Source organism: Bradyrhizobium arachidis, assembly GCF_024758505.1.
Taxonomy (GTDB): Bacteria; Pseudomonadota; Alphaproteobacteria; order Rhizobiales; family Xanthobacteraceae; genus Bradyrhizobium; species Bradyrhizobium manausense_C.
In genome coordinates, this window is record NZ_CP077970.1 from 6,453,137 (window position 1) to 6,479,762 (window position 26,626).

22 protein-coding genes and 1 pseudogene are annotated in these 26,626 nt (G+C 64.0%); 10 read left to right on the top strand and 13 right to left on the bottom strand.

The genetic code is table 11. The features are described from left to right. Positions 1 to 68: 68 nt before the first annotated feature. The 5 genes from ppc to KUF59_RS29830 all read right to left on the bottom strand — a co-directional run bounded on the left by ppc (position 69) and on the right by KUF59_RS29830 (position 7,477). Complete coding sequence (ppc, locus tag KUF59_RS29810) at positions 69 to 2,879, bottom strand: phosphoenolpyruvate carboxylase (RefSeq protein WP_212455763.1); 2,811 nt, start codon at positions 2,877 to 2,879, stop codon at positions 69 to 71. Between the two features lie 164 nt (positions 2,880 to 3,043). Then, positions 3,044 to 3,655, bottom strand: a complete 612-nt coding sequence (locus tag KUF59_RS29815; RefSeq protein ID WP_258767286.1) for a hypothetical protein — start codon at positions 3,653 to 3,655, stop codon at positions 3,044 to 3,046. Between the two features lie 384 nt (positions 3,656 to 4,039). Next, positions 4,040 to 4,855, bottom strand: a complete 816-nt coding sequence (locus KUF59_RS29820) for an enoyl-CoA hydratase/isomerase family protein (RefSeq protein WP_212455765.1) — start codon at positions 4,853 to 4,855, stop codon at positions 4,040 to 4,042. Between the two features lie 127 nt (positions 4,856 to 4,982). After that, positions 4,983 to 6,530 carry an acyl-CoA synthetase gene (locus KUF59_RS29825; RefSeq protein ID WP_258767287.1) on the bottom strand — a complete coding sequence of 516 codons (1,548 nt, stop codon included), beginning with the start codon at positions 6,528 to 6,530 and terminating at the stop codon, positions 4,983 to 4,985. A gap of 137 nt (positions 6,531 to 6,667) precedes the next feature. Continuing rightward, positions 6,668 to 7,477, bottom strand: coding sequence for a crotonase/enoyl-CoA hydratase family protein (locus KUF59_RS29830; RefSeq protein WP_212455767.1), 810 nt, complete (start codon positions 7,475 to 7,477; stop codon positions 6,668 to 6,670). A 115-nt stretch (positions 7,478 to 7,592) separates the two neighbouring features. On the opposite strand from KUF59_RS29830, the gene KUF59_RS29835 reads away from it, so the two are divergent. Continuing rightward, positions 7,593 to 8,465 carry an SDR family oxidoreductase gene (locus tag KUF59_RS29835; RefSeq protein ID WP_212455768.1) on the top strand — a complete coding sequence of 291 codons (873 nt, stop codon included), beginning with the start codon at positions 7,593 to 7,595 and terminating at the stop codon, positions 8,463 to 8,465. A 266-nt stretch (positions 8,466 to 8,731) separates the two neighbouring features. Next, entirely contained in the window at positions 8,732 to 10,312 is a 1,581-nt protein-coding gene (locus KUF59_RS29840) for a fatty acid--CoA ligase (RefSeq protein WP_212455769.1), read from the top strand. Positions 10,313 to 10,431: 119 nt separating this feature from the next. Here the strand turns inward: KUF59_RS29840 and KUF59_RS29845 are convergent, their stop codons facing one another. After that, positions 10,432 to 11,706, bottom strand: a complete 1,275-nt coding sequence (locus KUF59_RS29845) for an acyl-CoA dehydrogenase family protein (protein ID WP_212455770.1) — start codon at positions 11,704 to 11,706, stop codon at positions 10,432 to 10,434. Between the two features lie 216 nt (positions 11,707 to 11,922). On the opposite strand from KUF59_RS29845, the gene KUF59_RS29850 reads away from it, so the two are divergent. Then, complete coding sequence (locus KUF59_RS29850; RefSeq protein WP_212455771.1) at positions 11,923 to 12,702, top strand: enoyl-CoA hydratase-related protein; 780 nt, start codon at positions 11,923 to 11,925, stop codon at positions 12,700 to 12,702. A gap of 185 nt (positions 12,703 to 12,887) precedes the next feature. Here KUF59_RS29850 and KUF59_RS29855 read toward each other — a convergent pair whose 3' ends face one another. The 4 genes from KUF59_RS29855 to KUF59_RS29870 are packed head-to-tail and all read right to left on the bottom strand — an operon-like array spanning position 12,888 to position 15,253. After that, positions 12,888 to 13,265, bottom strand: a complete 378-nt coding sequence (locus KUF59_RS29855; RefSeq protein ID WP_212455772.1) for a DUF6285 domain-containing protein — start codon at positions 13,263 to 13,265, stop codon at positions 12,888 to 12,890. A 2-nt stretch (positions 13,266 to 13,267) separates the two neighbouring features. Continuing rightward, complete coding sequence (locus KUF59_RS29860; RefSeq protein WP_212455773.1) at positions 13,268 to 14,254, bottom strand: phosphotransferase family protein; 987 nt, start codon at positions 14,252 to 14,254, stop codon at positions 13,268 to 13,270. After that, positions 14,251 to 15,039 (bottom strand): enoyl-CoA hydratase/isomerase, encoded by a 789-nt coding sequence (locus KUF59_RS29865; protein WP_212455774.1) that lies wholly within the window; start codon positions 15,037 to 15,039, stop codon positions 14,251 to 14,253. The genes KUF59_RS29860 and KUF59_RS29865 overlap by 4 nt, the downstream gene beginning before the upstream one ends. A 10-nt stretch (positions 15,040 to 15,049) precedes the next feature. Then, the gene (locus tag KUF59_RS29870; protein ID WP_212455775.1) at positions 15,050 to 15,253 is read right to left on the bottom strand and encodes a hypothetical protein; all 204 of its coding nucleotides are present in this window, start codon (positions 15,251 to 15,253) and stop codon (positions 15,050 to 15,052) included. On the opposite strand from KUF59_RS29870, the gene KUF59_RS29875 reads away from it, so the two are divergent. The 5 genes and pseudogenes from KUF59_RS29875 (at position 15,252) to KUF59_RS29895 (ending at position 18,900) form a co-directional block, all read left to right on the top strand. Continuing rightward, positions 15,252 to 16,031 carry an SDR family NAD(P)-dependent oxidoreductase gene (locus KUF59_RS29875; RefSeq protein WP_212455776.1) on the top strand — a complete coding sequence of 260 codons (780 nt, stop codon included), beginning with the start codon at positions 15,252 to 15,254 and terminating at the stop codon, positions 16,029 to 16,031. The two genes, KUF59_RS29870 and KUF59_RS29875, sit on opposite strands and share 2 nt — an antisense overlap. A gap of 27 nt (positions 16,032 to 16,058) precedes the next feature. Beyond that, a complete protein-coding gene (locus tag KUF59_RS29880) occupies positions 16,059 to 16,439 on the top strand; it encodes a VOC family protein (RefSeq protein WP_212455777.1) in 381 nt (126 codons plus the stop codon). 294 nt (positions 16,440 to 16,733) lie between these two features. Then, entirely contained in the window at positions 16,734 to 18,008 is a 1,275-nt protein-coding gene (locus KUF59_RS29885) for an acyl-CoA dehydrogenase family protein (RefSeq protein ID WP_212455778.1), read from the top strand. Positions 18,009 to 18,261: 253 nt separating this feature from the next. Then, a pseudogene (locus tag KUF59_RS29890) lies at positions 18,262 to 18,381 on the top strand (GNAT family N-acetyltransferase); the annotation flags it as partial. Between the two features lie 60 nt (positions 18,382 to 18,441). After that, positions 18,442 to 18,900, top strand: coding sequence for a GFA family protein (locus tag KUF59_RS29895; protein WP_249140041.1), 459 nt, complete (start codon positions 18,442 to 18,444; stop codon positions 18,898 to 18,900). A gap of 125 nt (positions 18,901 to 19,025) precedes the next feature. On the opposite strand, the gene yghU is transcribed toward KUF59_RS29895, so the two are convergent. Together yghU and KUF59_RS29905 are read right to left on the bottom strand one after the other, a co-directional pair. Next, complete coding sequence (gene yghU, locus KUF59_RS29900; protein ID WP_212455779.1) at positions 19,026 to 19,907, bottom strand: glutathione-dependent disulfide-bond oxidoreductase; 882 nt, start codon at positions 19,905 to 19,907, stop codon at positions 19,026 to 19,028. A gap of 125 nt (positions 19,908 to 20,032) precedes the next feature. Continuing rightward, the gene (locus KUF59_RS29905) at positions 20,033 to 21,691 is read right to left on the bottom strand and encodes a flavin-containing monooxygenase (RefSeq protein WP_212455780.1); all 1,659 of its coding nucleotides are present in this window, start codon (positions 21,689 to 21,691) and stop codon (positions 20,033 to 20,035) included. 263 nt (positions 21,692 to 21,954) lie between these two features. Between KUF59_RS29905 and KUF59_RS29910 the strand changes: the two genes are divergently transcribed. Next, positions 21,955 to 23,088, top strand: a complete 1,134-nt coding sequence (locus KUF59_RS29910) for a nitronate monooxygenase (protein WP_212455781.1) — start codon at positions 21,955 to 21,957, stop codon at positions 23,086 to 23,088. 191 nt (positions 23,089 to 23,279) lie between these two features. Continuing rightward, positions 23,280 to 24,794, top strand: a complete 1,515-nt coding sequence (locus KUF59_RS29915) for an acetyl-CoA acetyltransferase (protein ID WP_212455782.1) — start codon at positions 23,280 to 23,282, stop codon at positions 24,792 to 24,794. 129 nt (positions 24,795 to 24,923) lie between these two features. Here the strand turns inward: KUF59_RS29915 and KUF59_RS29920 are convergent, their stop codons facing one another. Further along, positions 24,924 to 26,615 carry a methyl-accepting chemotaxis protein gene (locus KUF59_RS29920; RefSeq protein ID WP_212455783.1) on the bottom strand — a complete coding sequence of 564 codons (1,692 nt, stop codon included), beginning with the start codon at positions 26,613 to 26,615 and terminating at the stop codon, positions 24,924 to 24,926. Between the last annotated feature and the right edge of the window lie 11 nt (positions 26,616 to 26,626).

The window sequence follows — 26,626 nt, forward strand, 5'->3', positions numbered from 1 at the left end:
AGGACCGAACCCGGAATCTCGAGATTCCGGGTTCGATGCTGCGCATCGCCCCGGAATGACGTTCCTTTCTAACCCGTATTCCGCAGCCCCGCGGAAATGCCGTTGATGGTGAGCTGGATGCCGCGCAGCACGGCTTCGTCGGGGTTTTGCGCGCGATGCTCCTTCAAAAGCTCGACCTGCACGTGGTTGAGCGGGTCGAGATAGGGGAAACGGTGGCGCACGGAGCGCTCGAGCAATGGGTTGCCCTGCAGCAGGCGATCCTGCCCCATGATGTCGAGCAGCGTCTCGATGCAGGAATGCCATTCGCGCCGGATGCGGCCAAAAATCTTTTCGCGCAAGGCTTCGTCGGGCACGAGTTCGGCATAGCGCGAGGCGATCGCGATCGAGCTCTTTGCGAGCACCATATCCATGTTCGACAGCAACATGCGGAAGAACGGCCAGTCGCGGTAGAGCTCTTTGAGGAACGGCATGCCCTTGTCGGGATGCTCGGCGATCCAGGTCTCGACCGCGCTGCCAAAGCCGTACCAGCCGGGCAGCATCAACCGGCACTGCGCCCAGGAGAACACCCAGGGAATGGCGCGCAGGTCCTCGATCGCGCGGGTCTTCTTGCGCGAGGCCGGGCGGCTGCCGATGTTGAGCGTCGCGATCTCGTTGATCACGGTGGACGACCAGAAATAGTCGACAAAACCGTCGGTCTCGTAGACAAGGCCGCGATAGGCCTTGAAGGCGAGGTTCGACAGCTCGTCCATCGCTGTGAGGTATTCGCGTCGCGGCGCGCTCTGGCGCGGCTGCAGCAGGCTCGCCTCCAACGTGGCGGCAGCAAGGATCTCCAGATTGTTGCGGCCGACTTCGGCGTTGGAATATTTTGACGAGATGATCTCGCCCTGCTCGGTGATGCGGATCTGGCCGTTCACTGCACCGCCCGGCTGCGCGATGATGGCGTCATAACTCGGCCCGCCGCCGCGGCCGACCGAACCGCCGCGGCCGTGGAACAGACGCAGGCGCACGCCATGGCGCTCGAACACATCGACCAGGCCGATCTCGGCCTTGTAGAGCTCCCAGCCCGAGGTAACGAAGCCGCCGTCCTTGTTGGAGTCGGAATAGCCGAGCATCACCTCCTGCACGCTGCCGCGGCTGTCGACGAGACGGCGATAATCGTGCAGCGACAGCATGCGGTCCATGATGCCGCTTGACGCCTGCAGATCCTCGATGGTCTCGAACAGCGGCACGATGTTGATGGCGCTGCGGCCCGAGGGAATGACGAGACCGACCTCCTTGAGGAGCACGGCGACCTCGAGCATGTCGGACATGCCCTTGCACATCGAGATGATGCATTGGGGAATCACGTCGGTGCCGAAACTCGCATGGGCCTCGGCGGCCTCGCGGAACACCGCAAGCTCGCCCAGCGTCTCGTCGCTGTATTTGATGAACTGCGAGACCAGCGAGCGCGTGCTGCGCAGCTCGTTGGTGAGCAGCGCAATGCGCGCCTCCTCGCCGAGCGCGAGATAGGACATGCCGGGGTTGGCGGCATCCATTAGCTCGGCGATGGTGCGCTCATGCACCGCCGAATTCTGGCGGATGTCGAGCCGCGCGAGGTGGAAGCCGAAGCAATCGACCGCGCGGCGCAACAGCCGCAGCCGGCCGCGCGCGATGACGCGGGCGTTGTTGGAGATCAGTGAGCGGTGCAGCACGTCGAGATCGGCCTGCAACTCCCTGACGCTCTCATAGGGCGCGCCCTTGCCGACGGGACGGCGCGTGATCTCGACCTTCAGCTTCTCGGCCGTCGCAGTCAGTCGGGCATAGATGCCTGACACCGCGAGGCGATAGGGCTCGCCGCTCCGGTGCGGCGAGGTGTCGGGCGAACGCTCGGCCAGCGCACGCAGCTCTTCGGAGACGTCGGCCAGATGGGCGGCGATCGAGAGTTCGGCACCCAGCTTGTGCAGCTCTTCGAGATAGAACTGCATGACCCGGCTCGACTGCAGCCGCAGCGTGCCGCGCATCACCTCTGCGGTGACGAAGGGATTGCCGTCGCGGTCGCCGCCGATCCAGCTTCCCATGCGCAGGAACGAGGCGAGTTCCGCTGCCGCCTGTTCGCCGCTCTGCTCCAGCCGGTCTTCCAGCGTGTTGACCAGCCGCGGCACCTCGCGAAGGAAGGTGTAGTCGTAGAACGACAGGCCGTTGGCGACCTCGTCGAGCACGGTGAGCTTGGTCCTGCGGAGCAGATTGGTCTGCCACAGCGTCAGCACCTCGCGGCGCAACTGCTCGTCGCTGGCCGCGGCCTCGTCCGGCGTCAGCGCGACGCGCTCGCGATGGTCGAGCAGCGCGGCGACCTCCATCTCGCGGTCCATGGTGCTCTTGCGGCGGACCTCGGTCGGATGCGCGGTCAGCACGGGGCTGACGAGCGCGTCCTTGAAGAATTGGCGCAGCTCCTCGGCACTCAGGCCAGCGTCCCGGGCGTGGGCGAGCGTGTCGGCGAGCACGCCGGCGCCGCCGCTGGTCTCATTCCTCTTGGCAGCACTCCGCGCGCGCATCTGGCGGATGTTGTTGTGGTCCTCGGCGATGTTGGCGAGGTGCGAGAAATAGCTGAAGGCGCGGACGATGCGCACGGTGTCGGCGATCGACATGCCGTCGAGGATCTGCTCGAGCTCGCGGCGGGCGAGCCGGTCCTCGTCGCGGTGGAACCGGATCGAGGTCTGGCGGATGCGCTCGACCAGATCGAAGGTTTCGGCACCCTCCTGGTCGCGCACGGTATCGCCGAGGATGCGCCCGAGCAGGCGGATGTCATCCCGCAGCCGCGCATCCGCCTCCAGCGCCTGAGCTTCGTCGGCGCGGTTGGGACGGTCGATGGCGGCGTCTGAAGGTGCGGTCTGGAGGGACATGGCTAGCTCCGCTTCGAGCTTCCTAAACTGCCCGGCCCAGCCGAGTGTGCAAGTTTTTTGCCGCAGTGCAAGATAAACTTGGGGGCGGCGCGGCAAAGCGCCGAGGTGCCAGCCAGGTTGGCCTGCGCCTACGAACAGACGTCCCTCATACGCACGTCGCCGCTTCAATAGAGGTGTATGGGGAGCGCGGCGCCATCCGGACCGACCAGCAGACCCCAGGTCTCGTCGGCGGCGACCTCGAACTCCCGGTTCTGTGCCGCGCTGCTCGCCACCTTGAGGGTGATCTTGTACCTGCCCGGCGGCAGGTCGATCTTTTGGCTGGCCGGCACTTTGTCTGCGTCCTCGGCGGAGTCAGTCAAGTCAGCCCCGGCTTTAGCCACCAACTTGATGGTCTGCCCATTGATGGTGATGACGGCCTCTTCATCTGTTCGGTTGCCGAGCATCAGTTTGACCTGCCCCGGCTTCGGCTGCAGGCCGCCCTTCGCTTCGGCCACCTTGCGCAACGACAGATCGGCGATCGTCATGTCGCCCTCGCGGGTGAGCCGGAGCAGCGCCGGTCTACCTGACGCCTTGAACGCGATTACGGCACGGTCCGGCTCGATGGCTGCACCATCATTCTCCGTCCAGCCGCGCTTTTCGAGCTCGGCACGATAGAAGCCGAGCACGGACGCGAGATCGAGCGGCGTCTCGGCATGAACCGAGCTGATGAACGGCGAATTCTTCGCGGTCGTGACGTCCCAGCGCTCGGGCAACGGCAGGCCGGTGTCGTCGGACACCTTCGATTCGAAATAGTTGCCTGCGGCCCCTGTCGGCAATACGTAAGAGACAGCGGTACAGAACAGGCGCTGGGCGACGGTGTCAGAGGGGCAATGGCTCCGGACCGCCCACCAGGTTTGGTCCAGAGTGTTGTCCGACCTGGACGTGCGATCCCAGCCGATATGGATGCTCTTTGTCGGGCTCGCGTGGGTGGGGCCTGTCGCGACCGGACTTGCCAACACGGCCGTCGTGGCGACGAGACCGCCGGCGAGCAAAAGGGCTTTCGTAAGACGATTCATCTCAGCACTCCCATGTCCATGAGAGTCCTGGGTCAGGTCCTCATTCCAAGCTTAGTCGCACTGATCGGGGAGGACGTTCACGGCACGTTGGCCGGGAGGAGCCGCCTACCGCCCCTCGAACTTCGGTTCGCGCTTCTCCATAAAGGCCTTCATGCCCTCGGCCATGTCCTGGGTTTTGAACAGCGGCAGGAGCTGGAGATAGACGTGGTGGACGTGGTCGGGGAAGGTCTCGTTCAGGCCCATGCGCATCATGCGCTTCGAGGCCTGGACGGCGAGCGGTGCGTTGGCGGCGATCTCGCGGGCGATCGTGCGAGCGCGGCCCATCAATTCGGCGTCAGGCACAACCTCGTTGGCGAGGCCCCATGTCAGACATTCCCTCGCACTGAGCGTACGGCCGGTGAAGATCAGCTCCGACGCCTTGGCCCAACCGATCATGCGCGGCAACAGCCAGGTGCCGCCGGACTCCGGCACCACGCCGCGCTTGACGAAGGCCGCGGCGAGCTTTGCGGACTCTGCCATGATGCGGATGTCGCAGCCGAGCGCGGTGTCCATGCCGTAGCCGGCCGCCCCGCCGTTGACGGCGCAGATGGTCGGCTTGTCCATCGCCTGCAGCACGGTCGGCGGGGTGTTGCGCAGGTTCAGCGTGGTCGGTGAGGATGCCGCGGATAGACCGTTGCCGTCGCGCTCCCTTCGCAGATCGAGGCCGGCACAGAACGCGCGCCCGTTGCCAGTGAGGATGACGCAGCGGACCATCGGGTCCTCATTGGCCTCGGTCAGGTGCCGCGCGAGGTCGTTGAGCATCGGACCGGAGATCGTGTTCATGCGCTCCGGCGCGTTCAACGTGATGGTCGCGATGTGGTCGGCAACCTCGTAGAGGACTTCCCTCGCCCCGGACTTCGCTGCGCCTGCTGCATCACTCATGGGAGCCTCTCTTGCGTTTGAGTAGGGATCGTAGGGTGGGTTAGCCGAAGGCGTAACTCACCACTTTGGTTTCCGCGTCAACAGAAGAGGTGGGTTACGCTTCGCTAACCCACCCTACGTACGCGGTTCAAATCTTTCGCCCGGCCCGTTCCCAATAGGGATCGCGCAGGCGGCGCTTGAAAATCTTTCCAGAGTCTTCGCGCGGCAATTGGGTGTGGATCTCGATGTGCTTCGGCACCTTGTAGTCGGCTAGCGAAGCCTTCAGCCGCGTGCGGATCTCGGCGGCGTCCAGCGTCGTGCCGGCTTGCGGCTCGACCACCGCCATCAGCGCTTCGCCGAACTCGGCATCGGGGATGCCGAACACCGCACAATCATGCACGCCGGGCACGGCGTGCAGCACGTATTCGATCTCTGCGGGGTAGATGTTGACGCCGCCTGATATCACCATGTCGCGCTTGCGGTCGCAGATGAAGACATAGCCGTCCTGGTCGATGTAACCGACATCGCCAGAGGTGATAAATCCTTCGCGGTCGATCTCGGTGCGCTTCTCCGACTTGTTGTGATAGGTGAAGTCCGCCGTCTCTCGCATGCGTGAATAGATTTCGCCGATCTCGCCGACCGGCAGCACGCGGCCGTCCTCACCGAGGAAACGCAGCTCGGCGCCCGGCGATATCTTGCCGACGGTGCCGGGCTTCTTCAGCGCGTCCTCGGAGGTTGCGAAGGTGACGGCGCCTGACTCGGTCGAGCCATAGAATTCGAAGATCACCGGCCCCCACCATTCGATCATGGCACGCTTGACGTCCGGCGGACATGGCGCGGCGGCGTGGATGATATGACGAAGCGAGGACACGACGTATCGCTTGCGCACTTCCTCCGGCAGCTTCATCAGGCGGATGAACATGGTCGGCACCATGAAGATGGTGTCGACCTTGTACCGCTCGATCAGCTCCAGAAATTCTTCGGCCTCGAAGCGTGGCATCAAAACCAGCGCGCCACCGAGCTTGCCGGCGCGCAGGCCAAAGGAGTTCGGCGCGGAATGATAGAGCGGCCCCGGCAGCAGCGCGCGGGCACCGGGCTTGAGGCCGTAGATCATCGCGCGCATGCGCTCGCCGGCTGCCTGCTGCTCCGGGGTCGGCGCGTGACGCCGCACGCCCTTGGGATGGCCCGTCGTGCCGGACGTGTAGATCATGTTCATCGGCTGCGGCACGACGGGGCCGTCATAGGGCTGGAACTGCGCCAGCCATGACTCGAAGTCGATCGCGAAATCGGGCGTCCTGAGGTGATCGGGATCGATCTTGTAGTTTTTGAGAATTTCGGGCGGCGTCGGCACGCTGATCACGGTGACACCTTTGGGAATTGCGTCACGCAGGCCGTGCAGCATGTCGGCATGACCGATCAGCACCGACGTGCCGGAGTCCTTCAGGATGTAGTTGATCTCCTCCGGCTTGAAGTGCCAGTTGATCGGCACGCCATAGGCGCCCAGCCGCATCGCCGCATACGCCGCCTCGATGAAGGCGATGTCGTTGCGCTGGAGCATGCAGACGCAGTCGCCCTGCTTGACGCCGATTTTGGCAAGGCCACTCGCGATACGATCGGCACGGTCGGCGACGTCGGCATGCGCCCGGCTGCGCTCGCCGGAGACGATGCCGAGGAAGTTTTGGGACGTTTCGCTCATTGTTGTTTTTCTTTGTTGTCTGGCGACACAGCCAGTTAGTTGTCATCACCGGGCTTGTCCCGGTGATCCACGTTCTTTCGTCGCCTCTGCCAAGAACGTGGATGGCCGGGACAAGCCCGGCCATGACGGAGAGACCGCTAATCAGCAAACCTCGGCGCGCGCTTTTCCATGTTGGCGCGCACGGCCTCGGTCTGGTTCGGGCTACCGATCAGCTTCTGCTGCTCGACCGACTCCGCGAGCAATGCGGGACCCGGATCGACCGAAAGATTATTGAGCATGCGTTTTGCCGCACGGATCGCATCCGGGCTTTTTCCTGCGATCTCACGTGCGACTTCGAGAGCCGCAGCGCGGGGATCGTCGCAGATGCGCGTAGCGAGGCCGTAGCTGAGCGCCTCCTGTGCGGAGAAGATGCGGCCGGTGTAGGTGAGGTCGCGCAAGATATCGTCGCGCACGAGGCTCGCAAGGATCGGCGTGCCCGCCATGTCAGGCACCAGGCCCCATTTGATTTCCATGATCGACATCCGCGCGTCCGCTGCGAGGAAGCGCATGTCGGCACCGAGCGCGAGCTGAAAGCCGCCGCCGAAAGCAACGCCGTGGATCGCGGCGATCACGGGAACCTGGAGTTGACGCCAACCCCACACCGCCTGCTGCGGGAAGTTGGCCTTGCCGTGCGTGCGCTTGGTGAGATCGCGATTTTCGCCACCCGGAATTCCGTTGCCGCCCTTCTCCTTCATGGCGGCAAAACGCCCCATGTCGAGGCCGGCACAGAAGGCGCGGCCTTCGCCCGAGAGCACGACGGCGCGCACGCCTTTTTCCTTTGAAAGACGGTCGGTTGCACCGACCAGCGCATCGAACATCGCCTGATCCAGCGCATTCATCTTGTCCGCTCGTACAAGACGAACATCGGCGACGCCTTCCGAAACCGTGATCGAGACGCGCTCTTCCATGGATCAATTCTCCTCGGTTCTTGCCTGTTCTTGTTCGATGCCGCTTTACAGGAAGCCGGCGTCCGGATTTAGTCAATCGACCAATTAACTGACAATCCCTACGGGGGAAACACCCATGTTCAAGGAAAATCTTCTGGCCGGCCGGCGCATCCTGGTGACCGGCGGCGGCACCGGGCTCGGCAAGTCGATGGCGGCACGCTTCCTCCAGCTTGGCGCGGAGGTTCACATCTGCGGCCGACGCAAGATCGTGTGCGACGAGACCGCGACCGAATTGATGGATCTCTACGGCGGTCGCGTCACCAGCCATGGCGTCGACATCCGCAACGCGCTTGCCGTCGAAGAGATGATCGAGAACATCTTTCGCGAGGCGCCGCTCACCGATCTCATCAACAATGCCGCCGGCAATTTCATCTCGCGCTCGGAAGAGCTCTCGCCGCGCGGCTTCGATGCGGTCGCCAACATCGTCATGCACGGCACGTTCTACGTGACGCAAGCGGTCGGCAAGCGCTGGATCGCGGCGCGGCAGCCGGGCAACGTCGTCTCGATCACCGTGACCTGGGTGCGCAATGGCTCGCCCTACGTCGTCCCCTCGGCGATGAGCAAGTCGGCGATCCACGCCATGACCATGTCGCTTGCGACCGAATGGGGCCGCTACGGCATTCGCCTCAACACCATCGCGCCCGGCGAAATTCCGACCGAGGGCATGAGCAAGCGCATCAAGCCGGGCGATGAGGCCGGTGCGCGCACCAAGGCGATGAATCCGATGGGCCGCGTCGGCACCATGGAGGAATTGCAGAACCTCGCGGTGTTCCTGATCTCCGGCGGCTGCGACTGGATCAACGGCGAGACCATCGCCATGGACGGCGCGCAGGCGCTCGCGATGGGCGGCAATTTCTACCAGCTCCGCGACTGGAGCGACGACGACTGGACCAAGGCGCGCGACAGCATCAAGGCGCAGAACGAGAAGGATCGCGCGGCGAGAGGCTGAGGCGCTGTCGTCGCTGCAAACTCTGTCGTCGTCCTGGCGAAAGCCAGGACCCATTACCCCAGGGTGCAGTTGCGGCGCGAGGCTGGCAACCCTAGGTCTTCGTCAAACTGCGTCCTGTGGTAATGGGTCCTGGATCAGCGCTCGCTTTGCTCGCTTGTCCAGGACGACGTGTTGAAGCAGCGGCGCTTTCCTCTCCGCATATTGTCTTTACCCGCGGATGACGCCACACTCCGCACGACAACAACAACAAACGTCACGGGAAAGACATGTCCACGCTACAGCCAACGGCTGACCTCGCCGACATGGTGCGCGAGCGCGCCAGGAGCCGCGGCAATGCCGTCGCCTATGAATTCGAGGGCCGCCTCACGAGTTTTGCCGAGTTCGACATCAAGACCAACAAGGTCGCCAATGCATTGATCGCGATGGGCGTGACCAAAGGGAACCGCATCGCCTATCTCGGCAAGAACAGCGACATCTATTTCGAGCTCTTGATGGGCGCGGTGAAGGCTGGCGTGGTGATGGCGCCAGTGAACTGGCGGCTCGCGGGGCCCGAGGTCGCTTTCATCGTTGATGACTGCAAGGCGCCGGTGCTGTTCGTGGGGCCGGAGTTCATCACGCTGGTTCGCCAGATCAGGGACAAGCTGCCGGGCGTGCGCACGATCATCACCACCGAAGGCGGCGCGCCGGAATGGCAGGATTTTACGCCCTGGCGCGAGGCGCAGAACGGCAGCGACCCCGAGGTGCCGATCAGCGCCACTGATATCGCGATGCAGCTCTATACGTCCGGCACGACAGGCAAGCCGAAGGGCGCGATGCTGTCGCATTCGAACTTCAAGAGCCTGCTGGAGGCCGGCGGCGCCGCTGATACGCCGGATTGGAACAAATGGACGACCGACGACGTGTCGCTGATCGCCATGCCGATCTTCCATATCGGCGGCTCCGGCTGGGGCGTGGTGGGCCTCGGCCACGGCGCGCGCAGCGTGATCGCGCGCGAGTTCGATCCGACAAAAGTGCTCGACTTCTTCGAGACGTTCGGCATCACAAAACTGTTCATGGTGCCGGCGGCGATGCAATTCGTGGTGCGGCAGCCGCGCGCAAAAACCATGGATTTCTCGCGGCTGAAATACATGCTCTACGGCGCTTCGCCGATTCCGGCGGCGCTGCTGAAGGAGTGCATCGAGGTCTTCAAATGCGGTTTTGTGCAACTCTACGGCATGACCGAGACGACCGGCACGATTGTCGCGCTGCCGCCGGAAGACCACGTCGAGGGCCTGGAGCGGATGCGCTCGGCCGGCAAGGCGCTGGCCGGCGTCGAGCTCGCCATTCTCGATGGCGACGGCAAGCCGCTGCCGCCGCGCCAGGTCGGCGAGATCGCGACGCGCTCGGACCACAACATGTCCGGCTACTGGAACCTTCCCGAGGCGACCGCGGCGACGCTGCGCTCTGACGGCTGGCTGCGCACGGGTGATGCCGGCTACATGGACGAGGACGGTTATCTCTATATTCACGACCGCATCAAGGACATGATCATCTCCGGCGGCGAAAACATCTATCCGGCCGAGGTGGAGAGTGCGGTCTGCGATCATCCTGATGTCGCGGAGGCCGCCGTGATCGGCGTGCCCGACAACAAATGGGGCGAAGCGGTCAAGGCCATCGTGGTGATGAAACCCGGCAAGCAGGCGACTGCGACCGACATCATCAACTTCACCCGCGAGCGCATCGCCGGCTACAAGACGCCGAAGAGCGTCGAGTTCATCCCGGCCCTGCCCCGCAATCCCTCAGGCAAGATCCTGCGGCGGGAATTGCGCGAGCCGTTCTGGGCGGGGAAGGATCGAAGGGTGAATTGATTTCGTAGGGTGGGCAAAGGCGCGCTTTTCGCGCGCCGTGCCCACCACTCTTCCACGCGTGCGACAGAAGTGGTGGGCACGCTTCGCTTTGCCCACCCCACGAAGCTTCGCAATGACGCCTAGTGCTTCCCCGGCCCCATATACCCGAACAGGAACCCAGCCACCTTCCGCATCTGGATCTCCTCGCTGCCTTCGGTGATGCGGTAGCGGCGGTGGTGGCGGTAGATGTGCTCGAAGGCCTTGTGGCGTGAATAGCCCATGCCGCCATGGACCTGCATGGCGCGGTCCGCGGCCTCGCAGCAGAGACGGTTTGCCCAGTAGTTGCACATCGAGACGCGGTCGGAGAGCGTGCGCTCGATCTGCTCCTCGTTGAGCTGGTCCATCTCCCAGGCCGTCTTGCGGATCAGGAGCCGCAGCATCTCGGCCTGGGTCGCAAGCTCGACCAGCGGGAACTGGATCGCCTGGTTCTCGGCAAGCGCCCGGCCGAACGGTTTTCGCTCGCGCGCATACTTGACGCTCTCGTTGATGCAGTAGACGGCCGCGCCAAGCGAGCTTGCCGCCTGCCGGATGCGGTTCTGGTGCACAAAGCACTGTGCGAGCGACAGGCCGCGACCGACCTCGCCGAACTGCGCATCTTCAGGCACGAACACGTCGGTAAAACTGACGCGGGGATGATCGGTCGGCATGTTGAAGGTCCACATATATTCCTCGACCTTCACGCCTTCGCTCTTTGCCGGCACCAGGAAGCAGGTGATGCCGCGGGCATCGCCGTCGTTGCCCGAGGTGCGCGCGAACAGCGCGCAGTGGGTCGCGACATGCATGCCGGTCGTCCACATCTTCTCGCCGTTGATGATCCAACCCTTGACGTTGTCCCGCACAGCCGGCACGGCGCGCGTCTCCATGTGGGTCGCGTCGGAGCCGTGATGCGGCTCGGTCAGGCCAAAGGTGATGCGGTACTTGCCCCTGATCGAGCCGTCGATCATGGCCTTCTGGTCGTCGCGGCCATAGCGGTCGAGCATGGTGACGACGGGGAAATTGCCGACGATCGAATGCTCGTTCTGGAGGTCGTTGTGCAGGCCGAGACCTTTTGCGGCAAAGTGCTCGCGGATGACGGCCATCCAGAGGTTGGAACCGTCCTTGCCGCCATATTGCTTTGGCACCGGAAAGCGCAGATGGCCGGCGTCGTCGGCAAGGTTCTTGGCCTTGCGCAGCAGTGCCTCCCACTCATGCCGCGGCAGGCCGCCATTCTCGAAGTCGGTGCGCGCCCATTCGCGGCGATGATCGAAGAAGCGGATGTTGTCGTCGGCCTGTTCCAGCGGCTTGATCTCGCGCTCGATGAAGCGGTCGAGCTCTCCGAGATAGGCGACGAGATCGGCAGGCAAAGAGAAATCCACGGCAGTCTCTCCCGGCTTGATTTTGTGTTTTTGCGTTAAGGCGCTAGGCGCACATTCTGCTGCGATCGATTAAGGTGAGAAGACCGCACGCAAGTCAAGCAAGGTGAGACGCGTGAAGCGCACAAGGCGCATTGCGCAATTGCAGTGGTGCGCGAGTGTGGACGCGCGCTAGTATGGTCGCCAATATTCTCTGCCACAGAAAACGCGGGAGCGACCATGGAGCTGAAATTTTCAAAGGTGGAACGCAAGGGACCGATCACGATCATCACGCTGTCGCGCCCCCAGGTTTACAACGCGCTGCATATCGATGCCCATTTCGAGCTCAACAGGGTGTTTGACGATTTCTCGGCCGATCCCGACCAGTGGATCGCGGTCGTCACCGGCGCCGGCGACAAGGCGTTTTGCGCCGGCAACGATCTGAAGTGGCAGGCGGCAGGCGGAAAGCGCGGCTGGGACAAGGGCGGCTTTGCCGGCCTCACCTCGCGTTTCGATTGCGACAAGCCGATCATCGCCGCGGTGAACGGCGTCGCCATGGGCGGCGGCTTCGAGATCGCGCTCGCCTGCGACCTCATCATTGCGTCGGAGAATGCAACGTTTGCATTGCCCGAGCCGCGCGTCGGGCTTGCCGCACTTGCCGGCGGCCTGCACCGGCTGCCGCGGCAGATCGGGCTGAAGCGCGCCATGGGCATGATCCTCACCGCGCGCCATGTCTCGGCCCGCGAAGGTCTTGAACTCGGCTTCGTCAACGAGGTGGTGCCGCAGGGCGAGGCACTATCGGCCGCGCTGCGCTGGGCCGAGACGATCGCCAAGAACTCGCCGATGTCGATCCGCGCTTCCAAGCAGACCATTCAGAAGGGCCTTGCGGTATCGCTGGAGCAGGCGATCGAGGAGCAGCGGGAGTACCCGGCGGTGAAGGCGATGGTGGCCTCGCAGGATTACATCGAGGGCCCGAAGGCGTTTGCGGAGAAGCGGCCGCCGAAGTGGCTGGGGAAGTAGCACCGTCTCTTCCCTCGTCATTCCGGGCTCGCGACTTCGTCGCGCCCCGGAATGACGGGGGAGAGAGAGTGGCTCGCCTGCCTCAACATCGTCATTGCGAGCGCAGCGAAGCAATCCAGGCTGTATCCGCGGAGGCACTCTGGATTGCTTCGCTGCGCTCGCAATGACGGAAAATGTGGCAACGCCTAGCCGTCTCTCGACAGCTCCCGCTTGTAGGACGCGTAGTTTGGCTGATCGACTGCGAGCTTGTCCATCGTGGTCGCCCATAGATGCTCGGCAAGACCTGGCGTCGCGAGATCGGCCTCGCCATTCGCGATGCGTTCGGCGAGAACACGGTTCAGCTCCACGACGGAGCCCTCAGTGCCCAGCAGCGTGCGCAGCCGTTCCACCTCCCTCGCATCGCTCCCCTCCTCCCGCGTCAACTGCCGCGTGACAAGATCGAGGATGTTGACGGCGACGCGCAGCTTGAAGGCCTGGTGACCGCTGATCAGCGGCGTGATGTCGTTGCGGAGGAAATCGGCGACCGCCTTGGTCAATTCGATCGGCGTCGGTTCGTCCTGCATCTTCACCTCCCGCGCGGCGCGAGCAGCCGCAACAGATCGATCTCGGTTTCCGAGGCGCGGCGGCCGATCATGGCGTGCTCCATCGAATGGTCCGGCCAGGTGCGGAAACGCTGCATCATGCGGCTACACATGATGCCCCAGCGCAGCGTGCCCATCACTTCCCAGAACATCACGCGGTCGGGGTCGACCTCGCGGCCGCTCTCCTCGTAGCCGGCGAACATGTCCTCGCGCGACCCAAAGCCGCCGACCGGCTTGTCGATCTCACCAAAGCGCCAGGAATTGACGCAGATCCAGCCAAGATCCTCCATGGGATCGCCGAGATGGGCCAGCTCCCAGTCAAGCACGGCGCGCACCCCCTCGGCGCCGATGATCAGATTGCCGTTGCGGAAATCGCCGTGCACCAGCGTCACCTCCGCCGATAGACCAGGGTCGTGGTCGCTCAGCCAGCGCAGCGCCAGCTCGACCACCGGACGCGGCCGGCCGAGGCCGCGATATTCGCGCGCGAGATCGGCGATCTCGCCGGTTGACGTCACCGTGCGAAGGCTTGGCAGCTTCGCTGCGGGCAAACCGTGGAGGCCTGAGGCGATGCGGCCGATCTGACGCGCCAGGATCGGGCGTGTCGCGGCGAACTCCTCATCGCGCAGAATCTTGCGCGCAATGGTCTCGCCTTCGACACGCGCCATGATGAAGCCCGCGCCAAGGTTCTCGTCCGGCGTCAGCACATGCAGCACGCGCGGCGATGGCACGCCGGCATCATGCGCGAACTGCATCAAGGTTGCCTCGGCCTCGAGGCCAGGCCCGCGCATCGACGACGCCCCGGAGCCCGGCGGCGCGCGGCGCAAGATCGCACCGATATTGCCGTCCGGGTGCACGATGTCGAAGCGCCAGGTTTCCTGGCTGGCGCCGCCGGACAGCTTTGCGGCGCGGGTCGCGCCGGTTGCACCCGGGCACCAGCGCGCGACGCTGCGGGAAAGCTCCGTCTCGATCATTTGCCCCGAAATTTTGCCGGACGCTTCTCGAGGAACGCGCCGACACCCTCACGGAAATCTTCCGTATCGCCGGCGCGCAACTGACACTGGAATTCGAGATTGAGCTGCTCCTCGAACGAATTCTCCGGACTGTCCCAATAGAGTTTTCGAATCAGCGACAGCGCCACCGTGGGGCCATTGGCGAGGTCTTGCGCGAGCTTCATCGCCTCTTCCATCAGCGCGCCGTCGTCATAGACGCGGTTGACGAGGCCCCATTCCAGCGCCTTCTCCGCCGGCAGCCGCTCGCCCATCAACGACAATTCAATCGAGCGCGCACGGCCGATGAGGCGCGGCAACAGCCAGGTCGAGCCACAATCCGGCACCAGGCCGATGCGACGAAAAGCCTGGAGGAAATAGGCCGAGCGCGCGCACAGGATCATGTCACCGAGCAGGGCGAAGCTCATGCCGGCGCCGGCGGCCGGTCCATTGACCGCCGTGACGATCGGACAATGCAGGTTGCGGATGCGCCGCAGGAACGGGTGGAAACCGGTCTCGAGCGTCAGGCCGGCCTTGGTCTTCTTCGACTGGTTGTTGCGCCCCTGCAGATTGGCACCCGTGCAGAAAGCGCGCCCTGCCCCGGTCAGCACGATGCAGCGCACCTCGTCCTTCTTCTCCTCGATCGCATCGAGCGCGTCGGCCAGCCCACCCAGCATATCCACCGAGACCGCGTTCATGACCTCATGGTGGTCCAGCTTGAGGATTGCGACCGGCCCGTCGAATTCGAGCGTGACGTGTTTGAACTGCATTGTTTCCTCGTCAGTTGCGATCCGCGCTGTTCCGCGGATCGGAATTGCTTTGTCGGGGCGCATATTTGATTTTTGCCGCGGCCTTGTCCATGGTTGTCAGGACATATCGCATCGGCATATCAGACCATCTTGCGCGCACCGGCTGGCGCGCGCGGTGCCAAGAAAGTGCCAAGAAGGTGCGAAGAAACGGAAAACGCTCCAGGGAAACTTTCATGAATATCTTCGATCTCAGCGGCCGCGTGGCCGTCATCACCGGCGGCAATGGCGGTATCGGGCTCGGCATCGCGCAGGCGCTCGCCGGCCAGGGCTGCAATGTCTCGATCTGGGGCCGCAATGCCGACAAGAACAAGGCCGCCGCTGCCAGCCTCGCGGGAGCGCCCGGCAAGGTGGAGAGCCGCGTCTGCGACGTCACCGATCCGAAGTCAGTCAACGATGCGATGAAGGCGACGCTCGACGCGTTCGGCCGGGTCGACGGCTGCTTTGCCAATGCCGGCATCGGCGGCGGCGGCCGGCGCTCCTTCGTCGAGCGCACCGAGGAGGAATGGCGCACGATGTTTTCGACCAATCTCGACGGCGTGTTCCACGCCTTCCAGGCTGCCGCAAAACACATGACCGACCGCGCCAATGCCGGCGATCCCTTCGGCCGGCTGGTGGCGACCTCGAGCCTCGCCTCGATCTTCGGCACCGCCCGCAACGAGCACTATGCCGCGACCAAGGCCGCGCTCAACGCGCTGGTGCGCGCGCTCGGCGTCGAGCTCGCACGTCACGGCGTCACCGCGAATGCGATCCTGCCGGGCTGGATCAAGAGCGACATGACATCAGGTCTCATGGCCAACGAAAAATTCGTCGCCAACGTCATGCCGCGCATTCCGCAGCGGCGTTTTGGCGAGCCGAGCGATTTCGGCGGCATCGCCGTTTATCTCATGAGCAAGGCATCGTCCTATCACACCGCCGACACCTTTGTGATCGACGGCGGCTACACCGCGTTCTAACCACAAAAGACTGAGGAAGGAAGAACCATGTTCTCGCACATTATGGTCGGCACCAATGATCTCGACAAGGCCAAGGCGTTCTATGACACGCTGCTCGGCACGCTCGAGGTGAGGCCCGCGCGGGTCGACGGCCACCGCATTTTCTACATCACCAAGACCGGCGTGTTCTCCGTGTCCAAGCCGATCAACGGCGAGCCGGCAACCTGCGCGAACGGCGGCACCATCGGCTTTGCCGCCAACTCGCCTGAGCAGGTCGACAAGTGGCACGCCGCCGGCGTCGCTGCCGGCGGAACGCCGATCGAGAATCCGCCCGGCATCCGCGAGGGCGCGGGGAACAAGCTCTATCTCGCGTATTTGCGTGATCTCGACGGCAACAAGATCTGCGCGATGCACCGGATGCCGGCCTGAGCTAACCGGGGCCACCGGTGTCATGCCCCGGCTTGACCGGGGCATCTAGTACGCCGCGCCTTCTCCGTATTCGTCGCTGTCTCTGGAATACTGGATCGCCCGATCAAGTCGGGCGATGACAGCGGAGAGTGTGATACGCGCCTACCGAAACCAGGCAGCGTTCAAACAACATTTCAAACACAGCCGCGAAATTCCGCGATGTGGCATCAGTCCCGCGAAAATGTGCGCTCGCACTTTCGCCTTCGCGCGTCTATTGTCTGCCGCAACGCGCTGATGCGAATGGGAGGAAGAAGAATGAAGCATGCTTATGTGCCCCGCACGACCAACTACACGCTCAATCCCGGCGACGAGCTTAACGACCTGCGCATGTCGGACCAGGTCCGTCCGCTGTACGACCATGTGAAGAAATTCATTCGCGACACCGTCGAGCCGATGTCGATCGAGTTCGCCAAGGCTGGCGAGGGCAAGGAAGACCGCTGGAGCTTTACGCCGAAGCAGCTCGAGGTGCTCGAGGTCGCGAAGAACAAGGCCAAGAAGGAAGGTCTGTGGAACTTCTTCCTGCCGGATGACGAGACCGGCCAGGGCCTGAAGAACCTCGATTACGCCTATATCGCGGCCGAGCTCGGCAAGAGCCCGCTGGCCTCCGAGACCATGAACTGCTCGGCGCCGGACACCGGCAACATGGAGGTGCTCGAGCGCGTCGGCACCAAGGAGCAGAAGGAGAAGTGGCTGAAGCCGCTGATGAATGGCGAGATCCGCTCCGCCTATGTCATGACCGAGCCGAACGTCGCCTCCTCCGATGCCAAGAACATCTCGACGACGGCAAAGCTCGTCGGCGACGAATGGGTCATCAACGGCGAGAAGTATTACATCTCCGGCTTAGGGGATCCCCGCTGCAAGATCCTCATCGTGATGGTGAAGACCAATCCGGACGCGGCGCCGAGCAAGCAGCAGTCGCAGATCCTGGTGCCGCGCGACACGCCCGGCGTCGAGGTGCTCGGCCCCATGCACGTATTCGGACAGGACCACGCGCCGCGCGGCCACATGCACATGCGCTTCAACAATGTGCGGGTCCCTAAGGAGAACATGCTGCTGGGCGAAGGCCGCGGTTTTGAAATCTCGCAGCTCCGCCTCGGACCCGGCCGCATCCATCACTGCATGCGCACCATCGGCAAGGCCGAGAAGGCGCTCGACCTGATGGTGCAGCGTGGCCTCACCCGCGAAGCCTTTGGCAGGAAGATCGCCCATCTCGGCGGCAACATGCAGATCATCGCGCAGGCGCGCTGCGAGATCGAGGCGATGCGGCTGATGGTCTTGAAGGCGGCGAAGGCGATGGACGTGCTCGGCAACAAGGAAGCCCGTGTCTGGGTGTCCATGGTCAAGGCCATGGTGCCCGAGCGCGCCTGCCGCATCATCGACCAGTCGATCCAGATGCACGGCGCCACCGGCATCTCGCACTGGACCCCGCTCGCCGAGATGTACCAGGACGTCCGCCATCTGCGCTTCGCCGACGGTCCGGACGAGGTGCACTGGATGGTGGTCGGACGGCACGAGCTGAGCATGGCGTAAGGCGCCGGCATCGTAGGGTGGGTTAGCCCCGCGGATTGCGCGATGCGCAATCCGCTAGGCGTAACCCACCTCTTCTCTATTGGCGTCACGGTGGATTACGCCTTTCGGCTGACCCCATGGACTGCGCCGCGAGCGAACTCACGAACCGACGACACGGAGCGAGACGATGCCGGAAACGTTCCGCGACAATGAACAGCGCAATCGGTTCGAGCTGGACGTCGACGGGCCGATCGCCTTCGTTACCTACCGGAAGATGCCTGATGTCATCACGCTCGTGCACACCGAGGTGCCGCCGGAACTCGGCGGGCGCGGCATCGGCTCAAAACTCGGCCAGGCGACGCTGGATGCGGTGCGCGCGCAGGGACTCAAGCTCGCAGTCGAATGCGACTTCATCCGCAACTACATGAAGAAGAACACGGCGTGGAATGACCTGCTGGTCGAGGGCGAGGTCGCGCATGCCGAGCCCGCGGCGAGCTACAGGGCCGGCTGCTTCTGCGGTGCAGTCGAGGTCGAGGTGTCAGGCAAGCCTGTCTTCGCCGGCTACTGCCATTGCGCCGATTGTCAGGCCTGGTCAGCCGCGCCCATCAATGCATTCAGCCTGTGGAAGGCGGACAGCGTCCGCGTCACCAAGGGCGAGAGCGAGATCGGGACATTCAGCAAGACCGAGCATTCCGACCGAAAATTCTGCAAGCGCTGCGGCGGCCACATCATGACCGCGCATCCGCGGATGCGGCTGATCGACGTCTATGCGAATCTGCTCAAGGGCTACACCCACGAGCCGACGCTGCACGCGAACTACGCAAGCAAGATGGTGTCGGTGCGCGACGGCCTGCCGAAGTATCGCGACCTGCCCGCGGATCTCGGCGGCTCCGGGGAGATGTTGCAGGATTGAAGGATTCGTAGGGTGGGTTGGCCGAAGGCGTAACCCACCACTTCTGTCACCGCGGAAAGTAAAGAGGTGGGTTACGCCGCGGATCGCGCTTCGCGCATCCGCTAAGCTAACCCACCCTACGACTTCTACGACGCGGCTGGCTGAGGCTCGCCGATCTTGTCCTGCGTCTTCGTCTCGAAATCGGATGCGTCGTGGCGCTCGTGCAATTGGCTGGCGGGATCGCCGGAGATGCGGTTGACCATGCGGCCGCGCTTCACGCCGGGACGCTTTGCGATCTGGTCAGTCCAGCGCTGCACGTTCTTGTAGTCCTGCACCGACAGGAATTCGCCGGCGCCATAGACCAGCCCCTTGGCAAGCGCGCCGTACCACGGCCAGGTCGCCATGTCGGCGATCGTATAGTCCTTGCCGGCGAGATATTCGTTGTCGGCCAGGCGGCGGTCGAGCACGTCGAGCTGGCGCTTCACCTCCATGGCGTAGCGATTGATGGCGTATTCGATCTTGGACGGCGCATAGGCGTAGAAATGGCCAAAGCCGCCGCCGAGGAAGGGCGCGCTGCCCATCTGCCAGAACAGCCAGGACAGGCACTCCGCCCGCGCCTGGCCGCCGGTCGGTAGGAACGCGCCGAACTTCTCCGCGAGATGCATCAGGATCGCGCCCGATTCGAAGACGCGGATCGGGGTCGGCCCACTGCGGTCCATCAATGCGGGGATTTTTGAGTTCGGGTTGACGCCGACAAAGCCGCTGCCGAACTGGTTGCCGTCGATCTTGATCAGCCAGGCGTCGTATTCGGCCCCGGTATGGCCGGCCGCCAGCAGCTCCTCTAACATCACGGTGACCTTGACGCCGTTCGGCGTCGCCAGCGAGTAGAGCTGGAACGGATGCTTGCCGACCGGCAGCTCCTTGTCATGGGTGGGGCCGGCGATCGGACGGTTGATGCTGGCAAAGCGCCCGCCGCTCTCCTTGTCCCAGGTCCAGACTTTTGGCGGCTCGTAGGGGGCGTCGGTCATGCGGTTGGCTCCAGCGCGAAATGGCGTGGGGTGTTAGCTAACGACAATTGGGCGGTTGGCAAGGGAGCGGGAATGCATGGTGCGCCGGGCGCCCTCTCCGTTTCGTCATGGCGGGAGCGAGCCAGTCAGGACACCGCCGCCCGCCTCGCCTGCTCCCCTGCGCTCATCACGAATCCCTCATAGCCCTTCGCGGCGACGTCGTTGCATATCTGCCGATAGGCGCCGACGCCGCCGATATAGGGCATGAAGATGCGCGGCTTGCCGGGGATGTTGGCGCCCATGTACCAGGAATTGGCCTGCGGATAGAGCGTGCCGTGGGCGACTTCGTTGACATGGGCGACCCATTTCTCCTCGGCTCCGCCCTCCGCTTCCATGGTCGCCAGACCCCGCTCGCGCAAGTAGACGAGGCAGTCGGCGATCCAGTCGACATGCTGCTCGATCGAGACGATCATGTTCGACAGCACCGAGGGACTGCCGGGACCCGTAATGATGAACAGGTTCGGAAAGCCCGCGCTCATCAGGCCGAGATAGGTTTTGGGTCCCTCCGCCCATTTCTGGTTCAGCGTGCGGCCAGCCCGGCCCCGAATGTCGATCCTGGCGACAGAACCGGTCATCGCGTCGAAGCCGGTGGCGAGCACCAGGGCATCGATCTCGTGATCGTGGCCTGCGACGCGCACGGCATTTTCCGTGATCTCCTCGATCGGGTTCGCCTTGATGTCGACCAGCGACACGTTGGGACGATTAAACGTGTCGAAATAGTCGGTGTCGATACAGATGCGTTTTGTTCCAATCGGATACGTCGTCGGCTGAAGTAGCTTTGCGGTCGCGGGATCCTTGACGGTTTCGGCGATTTTTTCGCGGACGAAGCTGGCAGCGGTATCGTTGGCGGCCTTGTCGAGTCCAAGGTTGTTGTAGACCGACATGAAGGTCAGTCCGCCTCGCGCCCATCGCGCCTCGTATTTTGCGCGGCGCTCGTTGTCGCCGTCATCGAGCGCACCGCGGTCGGGCAGATCGGTGTAGATGCCGTTGCGCGCCTCCCAGCGGGCGAAGCGGCGGATCTCGGGATAATTGTCGCGAAATCTTTGCCGCTCCTCGGGAGTCAAAGCAGCATTCCGTGCGGGAATGGAATAGTTCGGCGTGCGCTGGAATACCGTGAGATGCTTGGCCTGCTCGGCGATGACTGGCACCGACTGGATGCCGGATGAGCCGGTACCAATGATGCCGACGCGCAGGCCCGCAAAGTCGACGGGATCATGCGGCCAGTTGCCGGTGTGATAGACGGGACCATTGAACCGATCGAGCCCCTTGATGTCGGGCTTGCGCGCGTTGGACAGGCAGCCCGTGGCGAGCACGACAAAGCTTGCGCTGACCGTCTTGCCGTCTGAGGTCGTGACCGACCATGTGTTCAGGCGCTCGTCGAACTCGGCCCGATCGACGCGGGTGTCGAACTGGATATCGCGCCGCAGATCAAAACGATCGGCGACATGGTTGGCGTATCTCAAAATCTCCGGCTGCGGCGCGTAGCGCTCGCTCCAGTCCCACTCCTGCTGGAGCTCGTCGGAGAACGAGTAGGAGTACTGCATGCTCTCGACGTCGCAGCGCGCGCCGGGATAGCGGTTCCAGTACCAGGTGCCGCCGACGCCGCCGCCCTGCTCATAGACCCGCGCCGACAATCCAAGCCCGCGCAGGCGATGCAGCATGTACATGCCGGCAAAACCTGCACCGACGATGACGACGTCATAGGCTTCGCTCGTTCGGCTCGCCGGACTCGACTGCGCTGACATGAATTGGCGCTCCCTCGTTCCTTGTCTTGTTGGCAGCCAGCATTCTATCGGGCTCGCCAAAGTGCAAGAGGCAAAGAGGCGTGCGCACCTCTGCTAATTTTGCACGGCGGAATGCATTCTCCGCGGCGCGACGTCTGCACGCAAGTTACGCGTAGAAATCCGGCTTGGCATGGCCGCACGCGATGAGCTAGCGTCGAAAGTGCATTCGCCAATCCAAGCAAGAAGAGCAGCCGCAAGAAAGCTGTCGCCGCCGGGAGAGAGACATGAAATCGCCGATCTGCGAGATGCTGGGAATAGAGTTCCCGCTGTTCGCCTTCAGCCATTGCCGCGATGTCGTTGCCGCCGTGAGTCGCGCCGGCGGCTTTGGCGTGCTGGGCGCGACCGTGCACAGGCCTGATACGCTCGAGCGCGAGCTGAAATGGATCGACGATCATGTCGACGGCAAGCCCTATGGCGTCGACGTGCTGATCCCTGAAAACATCTCGACTGCCGGCGAGAAGGACGTCACCTGGAAGAGCCTGGAAGCGCGTGTGCCGCAGGCGCACCGCGACTACACCCGCAGCCTCCTGAAGAAGTACGATATCGATCTGACCACAACCAGCGTCGCCGACAACCAGCCGCAGCCGTTCGACGCCAAGACCGCGCTGGAGCTGCTCGAAGTCTCCTTCAACCATCCAATCCGGCTGATCGCGAATGCGCTCGGTGTGCCGCCGCGACAGATGATGGAGATGGGCAAGAAGCACGGCGTTCCGGTCGCCGCCCTCGTCGGCGCCAAGGAGCACGCGGTGCGCACGGTGGCTGCGGGTGTCGATATCCTTGTTGCCCAGGGCACCGAGGCCGGCGGCCATTGCGGCGAGGTCTCGACCATGGTGCTGGTGCCGGAGGTGATCAAGGCGGTGAAGCCGATGCGCGACGTGCCGGTGCTCGCGGCCGGCGGCATCATGACCGGACGGCAGATGGCGGCCTGCATGGCGATGGGCGCGGCAGGCGTCTGGACCGGTTCGGTGTGGCTTGCAACCGTCGAATCCGAGACCACCGAGATATTCCGGGAGAAGATGATCGCGGCTTCCTCCCGCGACGCCGTGCGCTCGAAGGGCCGCACCGGCAAGCCGGCACGGCAGCTCCGCTCGGTCTGGACCGATGCCTGGGACCGAGCGCCCGAAAGCCCCGGCGCGTTGCCGATGCCTCTGCAAAGCATCGTCAGCCGCGATGCCTTCAATTCGATCGACCGCGCGGCCGCCGCTGGCAATGCCAAGGCGCGCGACCTCGTCAGCTATTTCGTCGGCCAGGGCGTCGGGCTGATCGACAGCGTGAAGTCCGCCGGCGCCGTGGTGCAGGAGTTCAAAGAGGATTTTGCCGAGGCTGTTGAGCACATGAATGCGCTGGTTGGGGAGTAGTGCCTGTGGCCCATCCTTCGAGGCTCACCCAGCGGCGCATGCGCCGCTGGGTGAGCACCTCAGGATGACGCTTCCCCCGTAGCCGTCATCCCCGCGCAACGGCGAAGCCGTTGTCTGGAGGTGCCGTAGCGTAGCGGAGGCCTCGAAGGGCGACGGCGTGCCAAAGACCTAGAACGTGAAGCAAGAGCGAAATGACAAAATCCACCACTGCAGAAGACTGCATCCCCGTCATCGTCGGCATCGGCGAAATCGTCGACCGCCCCAAGGAGATCACCGCAGGCCTCGAGCCGCTTGATCTCCTCGAGCAGGCGTTGCGGCGCGCCGAGGCGGATGCGGGGGCAAAGCTGCTCGGCGAGGTGCAGTCGCTCGACGTCGTCAACTTTTTGAGCTGGCGCTATCGCGATCCGGAAAAACTGCTGGCGCAGCGCCTCGGGATCGCGCCGGCGCATTGCTATTACGGGCCGGTCGGCGGCGAGAGCCCGATCCGCTATCTGCACGAAGCCGCCCAGCGCATCGCGCGCGGCGAATGCACGGTGGCTGCGGTCGTCGGCGCCGAAGCGCAGTCGACTGCCACCAAGGCCGAGCGCGCCGGCGCAAAGCTGCCGTGGACGCCGTTTGCCCACGATGTCGAGGAGCCGAAGCGTGGCGCGGCGTTCCAGAAGCCACTCGCGGTAAAACTCGGCGTGTTCCGGCCCGTGACCGTCTATCCCTTCTATGAGTCCGCCTCGTCAGCCTATTGGGGCCAGACGCCGCGCGAGGCGATGGCAGAATCCGGCACATTGTGGTCGCGCTACTCCGAAGCGGCCTCACAGAATCCCAATGCCTGGCTGAAGCGGCGCTTTGCGCCGGAGGAGATCACGACGCCGAGAGCGGATAACCGGCTGATCGCATGGCCCTACAACAAGCTCATGGTTGCCAACCCAAGCGTTAACATGGGCGGAGCGCTATTGCTCACCAGCCTCGCCAAGGCACATGCGGCCGGCATCGCGGAGGACAAGCTGGTCTATCCACTGGGTGGCGCCTCCGCCGAAGAGCCGCGCGACTACCTTTTGCGCGACCAGTTCTACGAGAGCCATCCGCAGAACGCGGTGCTCAATGCAGTGATGGATCTCGCCGGCGGCGACGGGAAAAAATTCGACGCGATCGAGCTCTACAGCTGCTTCCCCTGCGTGCCGAAAATGGCGCGGCGGACGCTGGGCCTCGGCGCAGACGTGCAGCCGACGGTGACCGGCGGCCTCACCTTCTTCGGTGCGCCGCTTAACACCTACATGACGCATGCAGCCTGTGCGATGGTGCGCAAGTTGCGTGGCGGCGCCAAGCTCGGCCTGCTCTACGGTCAGGGCGGCTTCGTCACCAAACATCACGCGCTGGTGGTGTCGAAGACGCTGCCGCGCGAGGCGCTGAAGCAGGACACCTCGGTCCAGTCCGTGGCCGACCGCAACAAGCGCGCGGTACCCGACTTCGTCACCGAAGCCACCGGCAAGGGCAAAGTCGAGAGCTTTACCGTGCTCTACGGCCGCAACGGCGATGTCGAGCATGGCGTCGTCATGCTGCGCACGGCCGACGATCGGCGCACGCTCGGCCGCATTCCGGCCGGTGACACGGCGACGCTGTCGCATCTGCTGAACATGGATCGCTCGCCGGTGGGTTCGCTCGGCGAAATCACGCTCGCCGCTGATGGCGTACCGGAGTGGCGGGTCGCGTAAGCCATATCCACCGCTCTCGTAGGTGGGCAAGGGCGCGAACGGGCCTCCTGCGTCCAGGGCACGAGAGTGCCTGCAAACGAAACGAGCGGCGCCGGGGCGCCGCTCGCAACACTTCCATTCTGTCGCGGCTCAGGCCGCGCGGACGTTGGTCAGGAATTTGCTGACTTCGCTCTTCAGGCGGTTCGAATCGTTCGACAGCATCTGAGCCGCCGACAGCACTTGCGAGGAGGCCGTGCCGGTCTCGGTTGCGCCGCGCTGTACGTCGGTGATGTTGGAAGAGACCTGCTGGGTGCCCTGCGCCGCCTGCTGCACGTTGCGGGCGATCTCCTGGGTCGCTGCGCCCTGCTCTTCCACGGCCGCGGCAATGGCCGAGGAGATTTCCGACAGGCGCTCGATGGTCGAGGAGATTTCCTTGATCGCGCTGACGGAGTCGTTGGTCGCAGCCTGGATGCCGGTGATCTGCTGGCCGATCTCGCCGGTCGCCTTTGCCGTCTGCTCGGCGAGCGCCTTCACTTCGGAGGCCACCACCGCAAACCCGCGGCCGGCTTCGCCCGCGCGCGCCGCCTCGATGGTCGCATTCAGCGCCAGCAGGTTGGTCTGGCCCGCGATGGTGTTGATGAGTTCGACGACGTCGCCGATGCGGGAGGCGGCCTTGGAGAGCTCGCTGACGCGATCGCTGGTGGTACGCGCCTGGCCGACGGCATCACCGGCCATGCGCGCCGACTCCTGCACCTGACGGCTGATCTCGCCGACCGACGAGGCCATCTCCTCGGTCGCGGACGCCACCGACTGCACGTTGGTGGAAGCTTCCTCCGACGCGGTGGCAACCGTGGTCGCCATCTGCTGGGAGCGATCGGCGGTCGCGGTCAGCGTCGAAGCAGAGGCTTCAAGCTGGGTCGAGGCGGACGACACCGTCTGCACGATCTCGCCGATCATGGTTTCGAACTCGCGCGTGACGTTGTCGACGCGGCGGCCGCGCTCGATCTTGGCCTCCGCATCGGCGGCGACCGCTTCGTCGGCGGCCTTCTTGGCGATCAGCGCCTGCTTGAAGACCTGGAGCACGTCGGCCATGGATCCGATCTCGGTCTTCTCGCCCTGATGCGGGACATTTGCGGTCAGGTCGCCCTTGCCGAGGGCCTGCATCGGCTCGATGATCGAGCTGATGCCGCTGGTGACGTCGCGGACGACATAGAAGCTGACGCCGAGGCCGATCACGACGGCCGTGCCGAGGATGATCGATACCAGCATGAAGGCAAAGTAGTAGCTGTCGGCGGCGTCCTGGGCAGCCTGGGCGGCACCCTTGTTGTTGAGCTCGATGTCCTTCATCAGGACTTCGTCCGCCGCAAGACCGATCTTGTTCACGGTCTTGGTGTTCAGCTCCTGCGCTTCATGCGGGACCTTGCCGGCCTCCTTGCGCGAGAGCGCCATCACCTCTTCGGTCCCCTTCTTGTACTGCTCCCAGAGCTTGACCCATTCGCTGTAGAGCGCGCGCTCTTCCGGCGAGGTGATCATGGGCTCGTAGGCGGTGCGGGCCTTGGCCAGCGCGTCCAGGACGGTGCCGCCGGTCTTCTCGTTCGCGAGCTTGTCGTCAAGGTTCTCGGCCAGCATGTGCTGACGGACCACGTTGCGATAGGTGATGACGGCTGCACGGAGCTCGCCGAGCACCCGCACGCTGGGCATCCAGTTCGTGGTGATGTCGACGGTGTTGGCATTGATGGCCCGCATCTTCATGACGGCGAGCAGGCCCATGCCGGTCATCGCAACCAGCAGAAACGCCACGACGCTGATGATCTTGGCGCGGATCGAAATTTTGGCGAACATTATCGAAGTCT

Coding starts and splice junctions, on each gene's coding strand:
- ppc (WP_212455763.1), bottom strand. CDS start 2,879: ATGTCCCTCCAGACCGCACCTTCAGACGCCGCCATCGACCGTCCCAAC.
- KUF59_RS29820 (WP_212455765.1), bottom strand. CDS start 4,855: ATGAGTGATGCAGCAGGCGCAGCGAAGTCCGGGGCGAGGGAAGTCCTC.
- KUF59_RS29825 (WP_258767287.1), bottom strand. CDS start 6,530: ATGAGCGAAACGTCCCAAAACTTCCTCGGCATCGTCTCCGGCGAGCGC.
- KUF59_RS29830 (WP_212455767.1), bottom strand. CDS start 7,477: ATGGAAGAGCGCGTCTCGATCACGGTTTCGGAAGGCGTCGCCGATGTT.
- KUF59_RS29835 (WP_212455768.1), top strand. CDS start 7,593: ATGTTCAAGGAAAATCTTCTGGCCGGCCGGCGCATCCTGGTGACCGGC.
- KUF59_RS29840 (WP_212455769.1), top strand. CDS start 8,732: ATGTCCACGCTACAGCCAACGGCTGACCTCGCCGACATGGTGCGCGAG.
- KUF59_RS29850 (WP_212455771.1), top strand. CDS start 11,923: ATGGAGCTGAAATTTTCAAAGGTGGAACGCAAGGGACCGATCACGATC.
- KUF59_RS29855 (WP_212455772.1), bottom strand. CDS start 13,265: ATGCAGGACGAACCGACGCCGATCGAATTGACCAAGGCGGTCGCCGAT.
- KUF59_RS29860 (WP_212455773.1), bottom strand. CDS start 14,254: ATGATCGAGACGGAGCTTTCCCGCAGCGTCGCGCGCTGGTGCCCGGGT.
- KUF59_RS29865 (WP_212455774.1), bottom strand. CDS start 15,039: ATGCAGTTCAAACACGTCACGCTCGAATTCGACGGGCCGGTCGCAATC.
- KUF59_RS29875 (WP_212455776.1), top strand. CDS start 15,252: ATGAATATCTTCGATCTCAGCGGCCGCGTGGCCGTCATCACCGGCGGC.
- KUF59_RS29870 (WP_212455775.1), bottom strand. CDS start 15,253: ATGAAAGTTTCCCTGGAGCGTTTTCCGTTTCTTCGCACCTTCTTGGCA.
- KUF59_RS29880 (WP_212455777.1), top strand. CDS start 16,059: ATGTTCTCGCACATTATGGTCGGCACCAATGATCTCGACAAGGCCAAG.
- KUF59_RS29885 (WP_212455778.1), top strand. CDS start 16,734: ATGAAGCATGCTTATGTGCCCCGCACGACCAACTACACGCTCAATCCC.
- yghU (WP_212455779.1), bottom strand. CDS start 19,907: ATGACCGACGCCCCCTACGAGCCGCCAAAAGTCTGGACCTGGGACAAG.
- KUF59_RS29905 (WP_212455780.1), bottom strand. CDS start 21,691: ATGTCAGCGCAGTCGAGTCCGGCGAGCCGAACGAGCGAAGCCTATGAC.
- KUF59_RS29910 (WP_212455781.1), top strand. CDS start 21,955: ATGAAATCGCCGATCTGCGAGATGCTGGGAATAGAGTTCCCGCTGTTC.
- KUF59_RS29915 (WP_212455782.1), top strand. CDS start 23,280: ATGACAAAATCCACCACTGCAGAAGACTGCATCCCCGTCATCGTCGGC.
- KUF59_RS29920 (WP_212455783.1), bottom strand. CDS start 26,615: ATGTTCGCCAAAATTTCGATCCGCGCCAAGATCATCAGCGTCGTGGCG.